The sequence below is a fragment of the Methylocystis sp. NC52PC genome, from assembly GCF_055698645.1.
Genome location: NZ_CP170127.1, coordinates 42,794 through 58,230 on the forward strand (window position 1 = coordinate 42,794; position 15,437 = coordinate 58,230).

Annotated in this window: 17 protein-coding genes; 10 read left to right on the top strand and 7 right to left on the bottom strand. The window is 62.7% G+C overall.

The window, feature by feature from the left end:
* Window positions 1–22 precede the first annotated feature (22 nt).
* Window positions 23–1,237, top strand: coding sequence for a polyhydroxyalkanoate depolymerase (locus ACETII_RS01905; protein ID WP_472788204.1), 1,215 nt, complete (start codon window positions 23–25; stop codon window positions 1,235–1,237).
* 2 nt (window positions 1,238–1,239) lie between these two features.
* On the opposite strand, the gene ACETII_RS01910 is transcribed toward ACETII_RS01905, so the two are convergent.
* On the bottom strand, window positions 1,240–1,494 hold the full coding sequence (locus ACETII_RS01910; protein WP_363349343.1) for a hypothetical protein: 255 nt from the start codon (window positions 1,492–1,494) through the stop codon (window positions 1,240–1,242).
* A 151-nt stretch (window positions 1,495–1,645) separates the two neighbouring features.
* On the opposite strand from ACETII_RS01910, the gene ACETII_RS01915 reads away from it, so the two are divergent.
* A complete protein-coding gene (locus ACETII_RS01915; protein WP_363349344.1) occupies window positions 1,646–2,131 on the top strand; it encodes a Crp/Fnr family transcriptional regulator in 486 nt (161 codons plus the stop codon).
* On the opposite strand, the gene ACETII_RS01920 is transcribed toward ACETII_RS01915, so the two are convergent.
* Entirely contained in the window at window positions 2,128–2,925 is a 798-nt protein-coding gene (locus tag ACETII_RS01920) for a metallophosphoesterase family protein (protein ID WP_472786906.1), read from the bottom strand. The two genes, ACETII_RS01915 and ACETII_RS01920, sit on opposite strands and share 4 nt — an antisense overlap.
* A 224-nt stretch (window positions 2,926–3,149) precedes the next feature.
* Here ACETII_RS01920 and ACETII_RS01925 point away from each other — a divergent pair, with 224 nt between their 5' ends.
* The 4 genes from ACETII_RS01925 (at window position 3,150) to ACETII_RS01940 (ending at window position 6,055) form a co-directional block, all read left to right on the top strand.
* Window positions 3,150–3,617, top strand: coding sequence for a peroxiredoxin family protein (locus ACETII_RS01925; RefSeq protein ID WP_363349346.1), 468 nt, complete (start codon window positions 3,150–3,152; stop codon window positions 3,615–3,617).
* Window positions 3,614–4,300: an MOSC domain-containing protein gene (locus tag ACETII_RS01930; RefSeq protein ID WP_472786907.1), complete on the top strand. Its 687-nt coding sequence runs from the start codon at window positions 3,614–3,616 to the stop codon at window positions 4,298–4,300. The genes ACETII_RS01925 and ACETII_RS01930 overlap by 4 nt, the downstream gene beginning before the upstream one ends.
* A 78-nt stretch (window positions 4,301–4,378) precedes the next feature.
* Entirely contained in the window at window positions 4,379–5,116 is a 738-nt protein-coding gene (locus tag ACETII_RS01935) for a class I SAM-dependent methyltransferase (RefSeq protein WP_363349348.1), read from the top strand.
* A 36-nt stretch (window positions 5,117–5,152) separates the two neighbouring features.
* Window positions 5,153–6,055 carry an EamA family transporter gene (locus ACETII_RS01940; protein ID WP_363349349.1) on the top strand — a complete coding sequence of 301 codons (903 nt, stop codon included), beginning with the start codon at window positions 5,153–5,155 and terminating at the stop codon, window positions 6,053–6,055.
* On the opposite strand, the gene ACETII_RS01945 is transcribed toward ACETII_RS01940, so the two are convergent.
* From ACETII_RS01945 to lepA, 3 genes are all read right to left on the bottom strand, one after another.
* The gene (locus ACETII_RS01945; RefSeq protein WP_472786908.1) at window positions 6,056–6,310 is read right to left on the bottom strand and encodes a Txe/YoeB family addiction module toxin; all 255 of its coding nucleotides are present in this window, start codon (window positions 6,308–6,310) and stop codon (window positions 6,056–6,058) included.
* Window positions 6,307–6,561 carry a type II toxin-antitoxin system Phd/YefM family antitoxin gene (locus tag ACETII_RS01950; RefSeq protein WP_472788205.1) on the bottom strand — a complete coding sequence of 85 codons (255 nt, stop codon included), beginning with the start codon at window positions 6,559–6,561 and terminating at the stop codon, window positions 6,307–6,309. Before ACETII_RS01950 ends, ACETII_RS01945 begins: the two co-directional genes overlap by 4 nt.
* Window positions 6,562–6,683: 122 nt before the next feature.
* Window positions 6,684–8,492, bottom strand: a complete 1,809-nt coding sequence (lepA, locus tag ACETII_RS01955) for a translation elongation factor 4 (protein ID WP_363349352.1) — start codon at window positions 8,490–8,492, stop codon at window positions 6,684–6,686.
* Window positions 8,493–8,729: 237 nt separating this feature from the next.
* Between lepA and ACETII_RS01960 the strand changes: the two genes are divergently transcribed.
* Window positions 8,730–8,990 carry a hypothetical protein gene (locus tag ACETII_RS01960; RefSeq protein ID WP_472786909.1) on the top strand — a complete coding sequence of 87 codons (261 nt, stop codon included), beginning with the start codon at window positions 8,730–8,732 and terminating at the stop codon, window positions 8,988–8,990.
* A gap of 220 nt (window positions 8,991–9,210) precedes the next feature.
* On the opposite strand, the gene ACETII_RS01965 is transcribed toward ACETII_RS01960, so the two are convergent.
* The gene (locus ACETII_RS01965; protein ID WP_472786910.1) at window positions 9,211–9,402 is read right to left on the bottom strand and encodes a hypothetical protein; all 192 of its coding nucleotides are present in this window, start codon (window positions 9,400–9,402) and stop codon (window positions 9,211–9,213) included.
* Window positions 9,403–9,483: 81 nt separating this feature from the next.
* Window positions 9,484–11,889: a DUF4838 domain-containing protein gene (locus ACETII_RS01970; protein WP_472786911.1), complete on the bottom strand. Its 2,406-nt coding sequence runs from the start codon at window positions 11,887–11,889 to the stop codon at window positions 9,484–9,486.
* Between the two features lie 252 nt (window positions 11,890–12,141).
* Here ACETII_RS01970 and ACETII_RS01975 point away from each other — a divergent pair, with 252 nt between their 5' ends.
* The 3 genes from ACETII_RS01975 (at window position 12,142) to ACETII_RS01985 (ending at window position 15,314) form a co-directional block, all read left to right on the top strand.
* Window positions 12,142–13,194, top strand: coding sequence for an alpha/beta hydrolase (locus ACETII_RS01975; RefSeq protein WP_472786912.1), 1,053 nt, complete (start codon window positions 12,142–12,144; stop codon window positions 13,192–13,194).
* Window positions 13,195–13,371: 177 nt separating this feature from the next.
* Window positions 13,372–13,689: a copper resistance CopC family protein gene (locus ACETII_RS01980; protein WP_472788206.1), complete on the top strand. Its 318-nt coding sequence runs from the start codon at window positions 13,372–13,374 to the stop codon at window positions 13,687–13,689.
* Window positions 13,686–15,314: a CopD family protein gene (locus ACETII_RS01985; protein WP_472786913.1), complete on the top strand. Its 1,629-nt coding sequence runs from the start codon at window positions 13,686–13,688 to the stop codon at window positions 15,312–15,314. Before ACETII_RS01980 ends, ACETII_RS01985 begins: the two co-directional genes overlap by 4 nt.
* The last annotated feature ends 123 nt before the right edge of the window (window positions 15,315–15,437 follow it).

Consider the following 15,437-nt stretch of genomic DNA (forward strand, 5'->3'; position numbering starts at 1 on the left):
GCGAAGGTCATTGTCACTGCGCATGTACGACGCTTATCACGCCTACGCCCATTTGCATGATCAGATTAGACGGGCGGCCGCGCGTCACGAAAGCGTGATGAGCGTCTGGGGCGCGATGCAATTTGCCCACCCCCTTCGCTGCATCCAGGCCTATCATGAGCTGATCGCGCTCTCGGGCTTCACGCATTATCGTCCCGATTACGGAATCCACGAGATCGCAACGGACGGCGGCGAGATCGTCCCCGTGACGGAAACGCCGGTTTTCACAACGCCCTTCTGCACGCTCCTGCGCTTTTCGCGACAGGGCGGCGGCGCAGAACCGCGCGTGCTTCTCGTCGCGCCCATGTCGGGCCATTTCGCCACTTTGCTGCGCGGCACGATCCGCACGCTGCTGCGCGATCATGAGGTCTATGTCACCGACTGGCGCAACCCGCGCGACGTGCCGCTCAATCAGGGAACGTTCGGTTTCGAGGACTTCGTCCAGCATGTGATCGACTTTCTGAAGTTCATCGGAGCGCATTCGCATCTTGTGGCCGTGTGCCAGCCGACGGTTCCGGCGCTGGCCGCCGTCGCCCTCATGGCCGCCGACGACGACCCGGACCAGCCGGCGAGCCTGACGCTGATGGCCGGGCCGATCGACACGCGCGTGTCGCCCACGAAAGTCAATGAATTCGCGACGTCGAAGCCGATCGAATGGTTCCGGCAGAACATGATCAGCACGGTGCCGCGCGGACTGCCCGGCGCGGGGCGGCGCGTCTATCCCGGCTTTCTGCAGCTTTGCGCCTTCATGAGCATGAACATGGATCGGCACACCAAGGCCTTCGCCGACCTGTTCAAGCACCGGGTCGAAGGCAACGTCGATAAGGCGGCGCAAATTCGTTCGTTCTACGAGGAATATTTCGCCATCATGGATCTCGACGCGGCGTTTTATCTGCACACGATCGAGACGGTGTTTCAGAAATCTGCCCTCCCCGAGGGCAAACTGCTCTTTAAGGGACGCACCGTCACGCCGCGCGCCATCCGAAAAACCTTCCTTCTCACCGTCGAGGGCGAAAGGGACGACATCTGCGCCGTCGGCCAGACGCTCGCCGCGCAGGACCTGTGCAGCGGGCTACGGCCTTATATGAAGTCACATCACATGCAGGCGGGCGTCGGCCATTACGGCGTCTTCAACGGCAAGCGCTGGGATCATCAAATCTATCCGGTCCTGCGCGAACACATCCGTAACAGCCTGTGATCTCACCAGTAGCGCCAGTAGGGCCCGTAGCGCGGCCCGGTCATGAGCCACAGCTCCTCGCGCTGAACGCGGCGGTCGGCGGCCCGGTCGAGGTCGACGTCGAGCAAACATTTGGAAAATCCGTCCGTCCCGCGCCGGAAGCCATAAGAGCGGCAGCGTGCGTCGTCCATCGCGCGCTGCTGGGCGGGAGAGGTCGTCTGGCAGGCGCAAAGCAGCAGGCCCGCCGCCATCGCCGCCAGAACGCCAATCTTCGGCATTGCGCAACCCTCGTGAAAGCTCGAACCCAACAAAAGATCGAGCAGGAAAATGGCCGCTTCACGGCGCCGGCGACTCTTCGTTTGACAGGCGCTGGCAGGAATGGTCACCCTGCGCAGAGAAAGAGGTCCATGGGACGCGGGAGAGGGATCAATGCGTGAGATTCTCGCCCATTTCGGCGGCGTGCCGTTGCGCGCTCTCGGCGACAAGGAGACGCTGCTTTCCGAGGGCGACCGCACCGGCCATCTCTATGCCCTCGCCGAGGGGCGGCTCGAAGTGCTGCGCGGCGAAACCCAGGTCGCGCTTCTGGAGGAGCCCGGCTCGCTCATCGGAGAAATGGCCGTTCTGCTCGATTCCCCGCATACGGCGACCGTCCGCGCCCTCGGGGAGGCGAAAGTATATGTGGCGAAGGACGGCGCAGACTTTCTGAGCGGACGTCCCGAACTCGCCTGGCTGGTCTCACGCCTTTTGGCCCGCCGCCTCAACGCCGCGACGACCTATCTCGTCGACATCAAGCGGCAGTTCGCGGGCTACGGCAACCACCTCGAAATGGTCGGGGAAGTTCTCGAATCGCTGATGCATCAGCAAGGGATTTCCCGGGGCCGGCAGGCCTCGGACCGCGACGGCTATCAGGACTAAAACGCCGGGACGGGCGGCGGCGTGAACCAGTCTGGCAAGGCGCTCAACCGCGCAATCGGCCGCACCAGCGGCTGATCGAGCCGGACGGATTGGCCGCCCATGGCGGAAAGCCATAACGCTTCCTGCAACTCGGTATCGATGACGATATAGGCGGGCGGCGCGCCATATTGGCGCCCGGCGTTGAGCACCCATGTGTCGCCGAGGCGGTCGACCCAGGAGCCTTCCGCGACGAAGGGGGCCTGGTGGATATGCCCACAAATGACGAAATCAGGCCGATAGCGCCCGATCCAGTCGACGAGGTCGGCGTCGCCGAAACTCTGCTTGCCCGACCAGCTGGTCGGCGACTGGCGCGGCGGCGCATGATGCGCCCAGATCCAGCGCAGGCCTTCCCGCCGTTCCGCGTCCGCCGCGAGTTGTCCGACGAGTTTTTCTTTGACTTGCGGCCCGTCCCACCAAGGAAAAACCGAGAACAAGGCGTCGTCGACTTCAACGGCGTCGCCGTCGCAGGCGACTCCCAGGGGCCGCGCCTCCTCGACCCAAAGCGCAATCTTCTCGCCGCTGTCGCTGCGAGAATCGAGATCGTGATTGCCGCTGCAAAAGATCGCCCGCGTGGTCGCGGCGAGGCGCTCGAGATATTTGCGCACCACGACGATCTGGGCGCCGTAATCGACGATCGAGCCCGCATCCAGCGCGTCGCCCGCGAAAATGACGAGATCGAATTGCGGCGCCGCGCTCATCAGCCAGTCGAACTGCGGCAGCGCGTAATGGAGATCTGAAACGATGAGCCAGCGCATGGGCGAGCCTACCGCGGATGCGTCGCCAGCGGCGCCTCGAGAACCGCGAAGTTTTGCATGGCGAACCCTCCCCCAAACCGCTCGCGCGGCGGCGCCAGCTACTCTGCAAAGCTCTCGCAAATTGCCCGAAAGGTAAAGGCTTTACCCATTTTGGGATCAGTGGCCCTTGCCAAGACTCGGCCGCGGCGCGATCTCTCGTGCAAAATCAGAGAGCAAGGATCATCATGGCTACGCTCGCGCCCGAGCTTTCCGTTTCGCGCTGGTTCAATACGCCAAAGCCCATCTCCCTCGAAGGACTGCGCGGGCGCGTCGTGCTGCTGCACGCCTTTCAGATGCTCTGCCCCGGCTGCGTGGCGCATGGAACGCCGCAGGCGCAGCGCGCACATGAGCTTTTCCGCAACGCCGACCTGACGGTGATTGGCCTGCATACGGTTTTCGAGCATCACGCGGCGATGACCCCGGTGTCGCTCGAAGCCTTCATTCACGAGTATCGCCTGACTTTCCCTATCGGCGTGGATGCGCCCGCGGAAGACGGGCCGATCCCGGTCACCATGCGCCGGTATCAGATGCGCGGCACGCCCACCGCCATCGTCATTGCCCGTGACGGAACCATCCGCCACCACGGCTTCGGTCAGGAGGACGATCTGGCGCTCGGCGCCATCCTCGGCGCGCTGCTGGCGGAGACGCCGTGACGCTTCCTTCTGTCGAGCCGCTGGTTCTGATTGGGGCGGTCGCGCCGCTCGGCGCCGACGGGAGGGTGAGCGGAATCGACAAGAAGCCCGCGCCCAGCCCCTGGCGCATCTGCAAGACCGGCCTTGCCGGCGACGCTCAGGCCGATCTCGCCCATCATGGCGGGCCGGAGAAGGCGCTGCATCATTATCCCTTCGACCATTACGGCGCCTGGCGCGCGGATATCGGCGCGGCTGCGCCGCTCGACGCCCCCGGCGCCTTCGGCGAGAACCTCTCCACGCTGGGCTGGACCGAGGACGATGTCTGCATTGGCGACGTTCTCCGGTTCGGGAAGGCGCTGCTGCAAGTCAGCCAGGGCCGCCAGCCCTGCTGGAAGCTCAATCGGCGCTTCGGCGTCTCGGATATGGCGCTGCGCGTCCAGAGGAGCGGCCGCAGCGGCTGGTATTATCGCGTTCTCGAAGAAGGCGCGGCCGGGCCGGGCGACCTGCTCGCCCTCGTCGAACGCCCCTGCCCCGACTGGCCGCTCTCGCGGCTCACGCGCCTGCTCTATCGCGACACGGGGGACCGTGCGGGTCTTGCCGCCATGGCCGCGCTCGACCCGCTCGCGGAGGGCTGGCGGCGGCTGGCGCGGCGGCGGCTGGAAAGCGGCCGGATCGAAAGCTGGGACGCGCGCCTTTTCGGCTGAGGGCGCGATTGCCACAGCGCCGCGAACTTTCTAACATTCCGCCGAGCCTGAAGCCCTGCAATAAGCGTAAGGAACGCAATGTCCGCCCGCCTGCACGAAACGCTGCAAGACAATCTCTTCGCCGGCAAGATTGGCGCGGAATATGAGCTGCTGCGGCTGATGTGCCCCAACCACGTCCTGCTTGCCAAGTCGGTTGGCGAGGCGGTCGCCGGCTTCAGGCCGGGCGTCGCGCTCAAAGGGTTCGAGATCGGCTGCGGCACGGGAATCTGCACGCTCGCGCTCCTCGCCGCGCGCGACGACCTCACGCTCATCGCTGTCGACAGCGCCGCGAAGATGCTCGATCAGGCGCGGGCGAGTCTCGCCGATTATGTGGCGGCCGGCCGCGTCGACTTCAGAGAAGCCGATGCGCTCGCAGCGCTGAAGGCGCTGCCTGACGGGAGCGTCGACGTCGTGGCGTCGAATTACGCCATTCACAATTTCTCGCAAGGATATCGCGCGCAAACGCTCGCGGAAGTCTACCGCGTCCTGACGCCGGGCGGCCTCTTCGTCAATGGCGACCGCTACGCGATCGACGATCGCGCGGCGCATCTTGCCGATACGCAGGCGATGATGCGCCAGTGGTTCAAGCTCTTCAAGGAACTCGACCGCCTCGATCTGCTCGAAGACTGGATCGTCCATCTCTACGGCGACGAGTCGCCCGACCACATCATGTATCTCCAGCCGGCGCTCGACCAGCTTGCCGCGCTCGGCTTCGCGCCAGTGGAAGTCGCTTTCCGCGAGGGCGTCGACACGCTGGCGAAGGCCCACAAGCCGTAATTTTCCAAAGTCACACAGGCGGGCTATAGCCTGAGCATGGATCTCGCGCTTCTGGCCCTCTTCGGCTCGCTCATCACGGCCCTCTGTCAAACCGTCACCGATCTCGGCACAAAGGCCGCGACGCGCGCCGCCGACGATCGCGCCATCCTCGCGGCGCAATGGACGATCTGCACGGCGCTGCTGCTGGTCGCCAGCGCCATTGCTTATCCGGGATTGCTGAGCGCGCCCGTGGAGACGCTGGACGGGCTGACGAAGCCGGGCTTCTGGACTTTGCTCGTCCTCAACGGCTCCCTCAATGTCGTCGCCTATATTTTCTTCATCCGCGCCTTCCGTCTCTCAGACGCGTCGCTCGTCGCGCCGCTCGTTCTGTTGACCCCGGTGCTGATGCTCGTCACCTCGCCGATCATGACCGGCGAAAGGGCGCCGCCGATGGGCGTTCTCGGCGTCATTTTCACCGTGCTCGGCGTCGGCCTTCTCGACGCCAATCAGGCCAACGGCAAGCGATTCAACTTCGGCGTTTTCATCCGCCACGCCGGCCCGCGCTACATGATCGCGACGGCGAGCATCTGGAGCGTCTGCGCCAATCTCGACAAGCTCGGCGTGATCGCGTCAACGCCGCTCGTCTGGATCACGACGCTCAGCGCCTTTATCGCGGCGTGTTCGCTGGCCTACTGGCTGGCCAGCGGACGACCGGGCGCGGGCCGCAAGGCGCTGCGCCATGCCCTGATTGCAGGTTCGGCCATGTCCTTCGGGACGGCGCTGCAAATGTGGGCGCTCACGGTGCTCTTCACCCCTTACGTCATCGCCATCAAGCGCCTGTCGGCGCTGTTCACGGTGCTCGCGAGCGGGCATGTGCTGAAAGAGGAGACCGGCGGACGGTTTCTGGGCGCGGCCGTCATGCTCGCCGGGGCGGTGATGATCGTGCTGGCGCGGGGGTGATCAGTAATGATACCGGCACTGCGCGATCAGCAGGCTTGCGCCTTCGACGCGATACACCAGCCGGTGCTCCAGTGTGATCCGACGGGACCACCAACCGCGCAAGTCGCCTCGAAGAGGCTCGGGCTTCCCTGTGCCCGAAAATGGCGTTCGCACACATTCCTTGATGAGACCGTTGAGCCTCTCGAGGATCTTCGCGTCCTGTGACTGCCAATAAAGGTAATCTTCCCAGGCTTGCTCCGCGAAGATGAGCTTCATTCAGAAAGCTTGCGCTCCGCGCCGTTGCCCGCGTCGAGTTCGTCGATCGCCGCCAGCAGGCGCTCGGCGTTGCGGGGGCTTTTCAACAAATATGCCGTCTCTTCATAGGATGCGAAATCCTCGAGCGAGATGAGCACCGCCGCAGGCTTCCCTCGGTCCCGTGTGATCACGACGGGCTCATGATCCTGGGTCACGCGGTCGAGCGTGGCCGCGAGGTTCTTGCGGAGGTCACTGAAGGAAGTTGTGCGCATGACACAGATATGTACGTAATCGAGTACAAAAGCAAGTAGCCGCCAACCGCCATAGCCAAGCTTGTCCCGGCCATCCACGCGAGGCCGCCGGGCGATGATTGCAAAATGAAGGCCGAGGAACGCTACTCCTCCATCTTCAGCGCCGCAATGAACGCCTCCTGCGGGATCTCCACCCGCCCGAACTGGCGCATCTTCTTTTTGCCTTCCTTCTGCTTCTCGAGCAGCTTGCGCTTGCGGGTCACGTCGCCGCCGTAACATTTCGCGGTGACGTCCTTGCGGAAGGCGCGCACCGTCTCGCGCGCGATGATCTTGCCGCCGAGCGCCGCCTGGATCGGCACCTGGAACATATGCGGCGGGATCAGCTCCTTGAGCTTCTCGCACATCTGCCGGCCGCGCCCTTCCGCGCGGGTGCGATGAACGAGCATCGACAGCGCATCCACGGGCTCCGCGTTGACCAGAATGCTCATCTTCACGAGATCGCCGACGCGATAGTCGGTGAGCTGATAATCGAAGCTCGCGTAGCCCTTGGAGATCGACTTCAGACGGTCGTAAAAGTCGAACACCACTTCGTTGAGCGGCAGGTCATAGACCGCCATGGCGCGTTTGCCGACGTAATTGAGATCGACCTGAACGCCGCGCCGGTCCTGACAGAGCTTCAGCACCGAACCGAGATAATCGTCGGGCGTGAGGATCGTGGCGCGAATCCAGGGTTCCTTGATCTCCTCGATCTTCACCACATCCGGCATGTCGGCCGGATTGTGCAACTCGATCTCCTCGCCATTGGTGAGCAGGATCTTGTAGACGACCGAGGGCGCCGTCGCGATGAGGTCGAGATTGAACTCGCGCTGCAGGCGCTCCTGAATGATTTCGAGATGCAGGAGCCCGAGAAAGCCGCAGCGGAAGCCGAAGCCGAGCGCCGCGGAGGTCTCCATCTCGTAGGAGAAGCTGGCGTCGTTCAAGCGCAGCTTGCCGATCGCGGCGCGCAAGTCCTCGAAATCGGCGGCGTCGACCGGGAACAGGCCGCAGAACACGACGGGCTGCGCCGGCTTGAAGCCCGGCAGCGCCGCGTCGCAGGGCTTGCGCTCGTCGGTAATCGTGTCGCCGACGCGGGTGTCCGCCACCTGCTTGATCTGCGCGGTGATGAAGCCGACCTCGCCCGGCCCGAGCGCGGCGACGTCCTGCATCTTGGGGCGGAAGACGCCGATCTTGTCGACTTCGTAATGGGCCCCCGTGCCCATCATCTGGATTTTCTGGCCCTTCTTCAACGTGCCGTCGAAAATGCGCACCAGCACCACGACGCCGAGATAGGCGTCGTACCAGCTGTCGACGAGCAGCGCCTTGAGGGGGGCCTTCTCGTCGCCCTGGGGCGGCGGCAGGCGGGTGACGATCGCCTCCAGCACGTCCGGGATGCCGATGCCGGTCTTGGCGGAAATGAGCACGGCGTCCGAGGCGTCGAGGCCGATGACCTCCTCGATCTGCTCCTTGATGCGGTCGGGCTCGGCGGCCGGCAGGTCGATCTTGTTCAAAACCGGCACGATCTCGTGCCCGGCGTCGATCGCCTGATAGACATTGGCGAGCGTCTGCGCCTCGACCCCCTGGGAGGCGTCAACGACCAGCAACGAGCCCTCGCAGGCCTTCAGCGAGCGCGACACCTCATAGGCGAAATCGACATGCCCGGGCGTGTCCATCAGGTTGAGAATATAGTCTTTTCCATCCTTGGCGCGGTAATGCAGACGCACCGTCTGCGCCTTGATCGTAATGCCGCGCTCGCGCTCGATATCCATCGAATCGAGCACCTGCTCGACCATCTCGCGCGCCGCGAGCGTGCCGGTTTCCTGGATCAGGCGGTCCGCAAGCGTCGACTTGCCATGGTCGATATGCGCCACGATCGAGAAATTGCGGATGTTGTCGAATTTGTGGGGGGTGCTCATGGCGCGAGGGGATAGCAGCGCCCGCCCTCAAAGGGAAGGGCGCGATGTCCCGATTGGCGCGAGGGCCCCGAGGGCCGGCCGCGGAAAAGGCTGGGGCGTCGCCATGGTCTACCGCGTTGCAACAGAAGTCCCGTAGTTTCCACAGCTTTCTGGCGGGGGCGCGCGCCGGCATGCTGGCAAGGTTGGCGAAAGCAAAGACTGAAAAATGGCCAGCTGAATTTCGAGGGAGGAAACTCGATGCGGCATTCGCAGGCCACGATCGGCTCAGCAGGGCCGAATGACAGCGGTCGCCCGACAAAGATGCTGGCGAGCTATCTCTGCAACATGGGCCGCGGCCGCTCGACGGTTCGCGGGATGATCGTCAATGACATCAACAGGTTCACCGAGCTCGGGGCAGAGCGATACGTCTCCGACCTGATCCGGACCCTGCACCTGTTCGACCACGCCCGCCTCGCGGCCGAAGTCCCCATGCGGTCCTTCGGACGCGCGCCTGACTAGCCTTGTTCGGAAATTGGCGAGAAACGAGATCGACCTGCCGAAAAAGGAGGCGCACGCTTCGTGCGTAAAGGGCGTCTCGGATCGGCCGCGGCCGTGATCGAAATCCCAGCAAGGGGAGGACAGCATGGCGGGATACGGACTTTTCGTGCTCATGCTGGCGGTCGGAACCGCCACGGTCGGCTATTTTTGGCTGCGCAACGACTAGCCAAAATATGGCGGACTATGGCCCCGACGCGCCCGTCGCGCGCTCCGCGACAGCGCTCTCGATCATCGCCTTGACCTCGGGTCGCAATTTCTTGCTGCCGGCGACGAAGAGGCCGGGCACTTTCCCGGTCTCGATGAGCTTGCGCCGCTTTGCGCGTTCATAGCGGGCGGGATCGTCTCTTTGATATCGTTTCGACGGCTGGCTCATTTTCAGTAAGATAGGTCAGAAAGCCCGTCCGGCCACATCTTCCCCTCCACATCTTGGACCCCGAAAGCTGAGCGGCCCGTGTCAGTGGGCGCCGCCGTCAATGGGCGCGTAGAGGAACGGGCGGCGGAACATGCCGCCAAGGTGGTGTGGATTGTGGCAACGAAGCGCGATGATGTTATCTCCTACGCTTGCTTTGTTGGCGAGCGAAACGTCCCACTCGAACTTGTAGTCGTTGAACCACCACGGCTCGAACTGCTGGCGTTTCGAGACCAAGGTCCCGTCGACGTAGAGTTCACAGGCGTTGAAGAGCCCCGGAAAATGAATGTGGGGCTTCGCGGCCAATTGGTCCGGCGATAGCGCGATCGTCGTGCGATACCAGATGTCGCCCGTAAAGCTGCGTTGATCTGGATCGCGGACGCCTTGCGCCTGGACATAGAGATCCGTTCGAACGGTCTCCCATTGGTCGGCCGGATAATCTTTCCGCGTGTCGACATCGTATTCTGCGCGATGCTCACGCCAGAATGACAGATCGAGCGGGCCGTCGGCGTAGCCGCGCTCCATCCCCTTTCCTTCGCGATCCCGGTGAAAACTCCACTCCAAAGGAAGCGCGGCGAGAAGACGGCCCTTTTCCCCGTTGGTCAGGGAAAGAAGGCGTCTGTATTGGTCGATTTCGCCTTTCCAAAAGGCGTCGCCGGACTCGAAGCGGGTCGTCGTGAAGGCCTTGTTCATTTCCGTGAGCGCGTCGCGCGCCCGTAGGCCTTGGTCGCCGTTGACGGCGGCTTTCTCGTAATCGAGGTCGCTCGCCCCCGCCCTGGTCATTTCTACATAATGCTTGATGGTCTCGTATCCGAGACGAACGAAGCGCACCCTCTCGACGTAAAGAGCGTCGGCGGGAGCGAGGGCGCCGCCCGACGCGCGCAAGTTCTCCACCGCCCTTTCTGCTTCCTGAAGCGATGCGCCAAGGCGTTCGACGAGCTCAGAAGTGTAGATGGCGGGAATAACGAAGAATTCATGCTCGGTGACGTTCGTCTTCCTCCAGGCGTCGAAAATCGCCGACCAATAGTCTCGCATCGGCTTTCGCGCGGGTCCGAAAAACTTCGCATAGAAGTCCTCGAGCAACTCAGAAACGTCGGAGTCCGGCTTCCACATGAGTCGGGCGCGCAGATAGAGATTGGTGAAGGTCGTCGCCAGCGCCATCCGGCTTTCGGTCGATATCCCTAAGACGCCGGCGTCCCGATAGGCCTTCACGTCCGCCTCGAAAGCCTGGTGACTTGGATTGGGCAGATCGCGCCAGACGAGCATGGACTGATCATAGTCATAGATCGTAAGTCGGCCTTGAGTTACTTTCATCCACTTTTTTAGTATGTCCAGATATTCTTGCTTCTGCGGAGAGCGCGGATCGTCGACGCTGTGAATAGGGTCAATGTCGATTGGAGCGATCACGCCATAGAGTGAAGGCTCCAGCGCGACCTTCCGTACCGGCGGAAGAAACATATTCGAGTAAATGAGAAACCCGATCTTCGACCGACTTTCGGGATGACGCTCCCGCAGTCGTCGCGCCACATTGTTCAGCAACTCCAGCATGGCGTCGGTAACGGAGGGGCGGAGCGAGTATTTATCCCACTGCAGCTTTCCAAGTTCGACGTCGCGCGGATAAGTGGAAGCGTAGAGACCATCCTCCATGCTGAGCGAGATGCCCTCCCCCGCGGCATATAGGCTGTCGACCGCATTGGCGACGTGTTCAGCGCTTTTTGGATCGGTGAGCGGGACATCGAAAACGCTCGTCCCAAGGCCTTTCATGAATTGACCGAGGCTGTGGCCGTTCGGGGGAACGGTCGTCGCGCTCACCATCATGTTACGCAGCTGGAAATCCGTTACGCCGGTCGCGTCTCCCGACCAGGAAACCCAGAACGCGCGTATTTCGAACGGCGGCGCATAATAAACCTCGAGGTCGCCGACCGTGAGCCTGGACTCCGTCGGAACGCATTCTCCGAAATCGCCCGGCATAAACCAGCGCACGCCCCATGCGCGAAGGAGTTCCGCAACGGCGAAATAATGACTCTCGTCATTGACGCCCGCGAGAAAAATGCGGTTTCGATCTCGCAACAGCGCTATGGCGTCCGCACGAAGACGCGGCTTTGGCTTGACCACAGACGCGAGCTTCGCCTTGATCCCCGGATTGAGCTGCAAAGCGGCGTCCCCAATTATCACCAACGGACGGCCGCTCTTGAGGGCCTTGTCGACTGCCTCCGGAGCGCTGACGAGCGGCAAGGTCACGCCGGTCATGCGCGCGATGTATTTTTGCAAATCCTGGGCGGCCTGCGCTTCAAAACGGCCGGCGCGCGGCGAGCTGATGATAAGGGCGGCGCTTCGTCCGCCGCCGACGATCTCCAGGGGTTGACCGCCCCCGCCGCCAGCCGTCGCCCCAACAGCGGGAACGCTCCATGCTGCGAAGAGAAGGAGGAATGTCAATCGCCGGATCAGCATTGGTTTACGCCTCTGGATCAATCGCTTGAGGATGGATGAACGCCAGGAGTGGGTCAGTCAGAGAGGTCTCGCATCTGACGCATCTGCAGCGTCGTAGACAGTGAAGTTAGCTTTTCGTTAGCCAAGAGCGAAGCCGCCACGAAAACATCGGGCCTATTTTAAGACTCCCAATTACACTAACGCAGGCAGACAGCCGCCTCCGCAAATCCAGCCCCGGTGGTTGCAGTGTTTTCTCGATCTCGTCTTTTTTCCATGGCGCTTTTAGGGCTCGTCGCCGTCGGACTCGGCGCCTGCGCGTCGGACGGTCTCGACGCCTCGGATCGAGCAAGCTTCCTCGCCCTCGCGGCCGAGCCGGCGCATGTGCCGATTTTCGTGGTCTCGACGAGACGGGAAGACGGAGCCGGCGAGAGCGGCGCCCACGGGCGTTTCTCTCTGGTTTCCATCAGTGTGCCTCCCTACCACAGGGCCGGAGCCGTCGAAGGCCCCACCTTCGGCGCGCCAAGGGCAGGTCGCAACTTCGCAGTCGAGTCGCGTCGAAACTTGAATGAGCCGCTTTTTTTCGATGAGATCGCCGCTCATGTGTCGAGCCGGCCCTCCAGCAGGGACATCCTCGTCTATGTCCATGGCTACGACACGAGCCTGAATGAAGCTCAGTTTCGTACGGCGCAACTCACGCTGGATTCCCGCTTCGAGGGAACATCGGCTCTGTTTACTTGGGACTCGATCTCCCGGCGCGGCCTCTCCGCCTATCATTCCGACAAGGAAAGCGCGACTGTGGCGAGAGACGCGCTGGAAAATCTACTGCTGGATCTCGCTCGGGTCGAAGGCGTGGGGCGGATCCATGTCCTGGCCCATTCGATGGGCGCGTGGCTGGCGATGGAGAGTTTGCGCTCGATCGCGATCTCGGGCCGTCCAGATCTGGACGGGAAACTCGGTGAAGTGATGCTGGCTGCGCCGGACATCGATCTCAGCGTCTTCAGCCAGCAGCTTGCGCGCGTTGGCGCCGAGCATGTAACGGTTTTTGTTTCTAATACGGATCGCGTGCTGTCGATCTCGGCTCATATCGCGGGCGACCGCCCGAGGCTGGGCGCAATGGATCCCAGCAACCCCAAGGACCGCGCCGCGCTCGAAGCTTTAGGCGTTTCGGTGCGCGACCTGTCGCGACTGAACACGGATATCATGGGACATAACACGTTTGCTGAGGTCCCCGCCGTCGTCCGTCAGATCGGAGCCCAAATGGCGACAGCCGCCGAAGGCGACGAGAGCGGCAAAGTGGAGACGGCTGACAGCGAAGAGCGTCAATAAATCCGACGACGTCCGGCAGGGGCGCCGCCTCTGCACATGCTGGGTTTCTGGCAGGCGGACCGCCCTGTGAGGCTTGTCGCGCTTGCCTAGCACGCAATTTACCTCCGAGCCTGGCGAAAGGCCGAGGAGGGCTTACTCATGACCTGGCGACTGCTCACGCTTTCGACTGTCCTTTTCATGCACGCAACGTCAAGCGCGGTTGCGCACGCTTCTCTTATTCAGGCGTCTCCCCAGCCAGGCGCAGTTGTCGCAGGCGATCGCGTGTCGATCGAGCTTCGTTTCGATAGTCGCCTCGATGCGCGCTTTTCCAATCTCAAGCTGTTGAGGGCGGACGACAATCAGGCGGCGCTGACGATGGAGTCCGCGAATTCGCCGAGCGTATTGAGGGCAAGCGGAACGGGACTGACTGAAGGGCGTTACGTCCTCTATTGGCGTGTCTTGAGCGTCGATGGGCACGCCAATCAAGGCGAGATCAAGTTCGAAGTGAGGCCATGAGGATGCAGGCGTTCCTGTCCATCTACAGCTTGATCGACTGGATCTTGCGAGGGGCGGCGATGGCGGCTCAGACAGTTGCGGTCGGAGGAGCGACATATTTTCTCCTGACGCTCGCCCCTTCGAACGCAAGCGGCGGCGGACGCGCCGCGCTCGATCGTTTTTGCAAGCGCGTCGTGTTTTGGTCAGCCGCGGCGTCTTGCGTTGCGCAGCTCATGGCCGCCGCCGCGCTCACAGCGTTTCTCATCGGCTCGGCGGGCGCTGATCTGAAGACCGCGATGAGCGCGGACGCCATTACTTTCCACGTCGTTTCTGCATGCGCGGCTTTCGCCCTCGCCTGCGCGGCCCGCTGGCCGCGGCTCTGGACGCCCTGGACGCTTGTGCTGCCGTCTTCTATCCTCATCGTCGCGCATACGGGGCTGACGCATGTCGCGAGCAGGACGGAAGTCTCCGCCGCGATGCTCGTGGCGGAGATGCTCCATCTCTTGGCCCTGGCCGCGTGGATCGGCGGCGTCCCCTACTTCGTCGCGTCGCTGCGCATGCTCGGCGACCGTGAGAGCTACAGATTTGTCGCCAGGCGTTTCTCCGCCGTCTCATTTGTGTCTGTCTTTGTCGTCGTCGCCACCGGCGTTTTCATGGCCGTTCCTTTCGCAGGCTCGCTGGGCGGGCTCTACCAAACGAATTATGGCCTGCTGATCAGCACGAAGAGCGTGTTGCTGATTATCCTTCTCTGTCTGGGGGCCATGAATTTCCTCGCGATACGAAAGCTTCAGCGCGATTCCGCTCTGACCCTTCGAAGCGCGCCAATCATCGCAGAGACGGAAGTCGGCGTCGGCCTTATTGCAATTTTTTGCGCGGCCGCCCTCGCCGCATCGCCTTTGGCGTCTGAAACGTCAGCGTCGCGACCCGACACGGCGGATATCGCAAAGCGCTTCGAGCTTGCTTGGCCACGCCTGGAGAGCCCCGCCTTTGCGCAGCCATCCGCGGTTGACTCACACGCAATTGAGATCCCCGTCGCGCCCCGACCCTCGACGTCGCAGCCTGAGCGCAGCGCCTTCGATATTGCGTGGTCCGAAGCGCATCATCACTACGCGGCGCTCATTGTCGTCGCCGCGGGACTCGTGGCGCTCTTCTCGCAAAGCAGGCGCATCGGCCGCTTTACGCGAAACTGGCCAGCGCTCTTCCTTGTCCTTGCGGGCTATCTCTTCGTCGTGGCCGATGAAGACGCATGGCCGCTCGGCAAGATCGGATTTTTCGAAAGTCTGGCGACGCCGAGGATTGCGCAGCATAAGTTCATGATCGCGCTGATTGCGGCCTTCGCGATATATGAATGGCGCGTGCAGCTGCAAAGATTTAAGTCGCAGTGGCCGTCTTATGTCTTTCCGCTGACGCTCGCGGCCGCCGCGGCGTTCCTGCTGACTCACTACGGCCATACCGACAGCAAGGAAGAAGTGCTGATCGAGATCAGCCATACGCCTGTTGCGCTGATCGGCGTGATCGCGGCGATTGCCCGATGGCTGGAAATTCGTCTGCCCGCATCGTCGCTGAGCCGGGTTGCCGGGATCGTGTGGCCGATCGCTTTCATGGCCGGGGGCGCGTTTTTATTGCTGTATCGGGAAACATTCTAGCTTCGCGGCGCGGGCGTCGCGCACATGCAAGCGCACGCCCGCCGCGCCCTCACAGTTTTTTGCAGCCTGACGCCCACACGCGCCCTACATCGATTGAGAGGCTGGATGACGTATGGAGTAGAT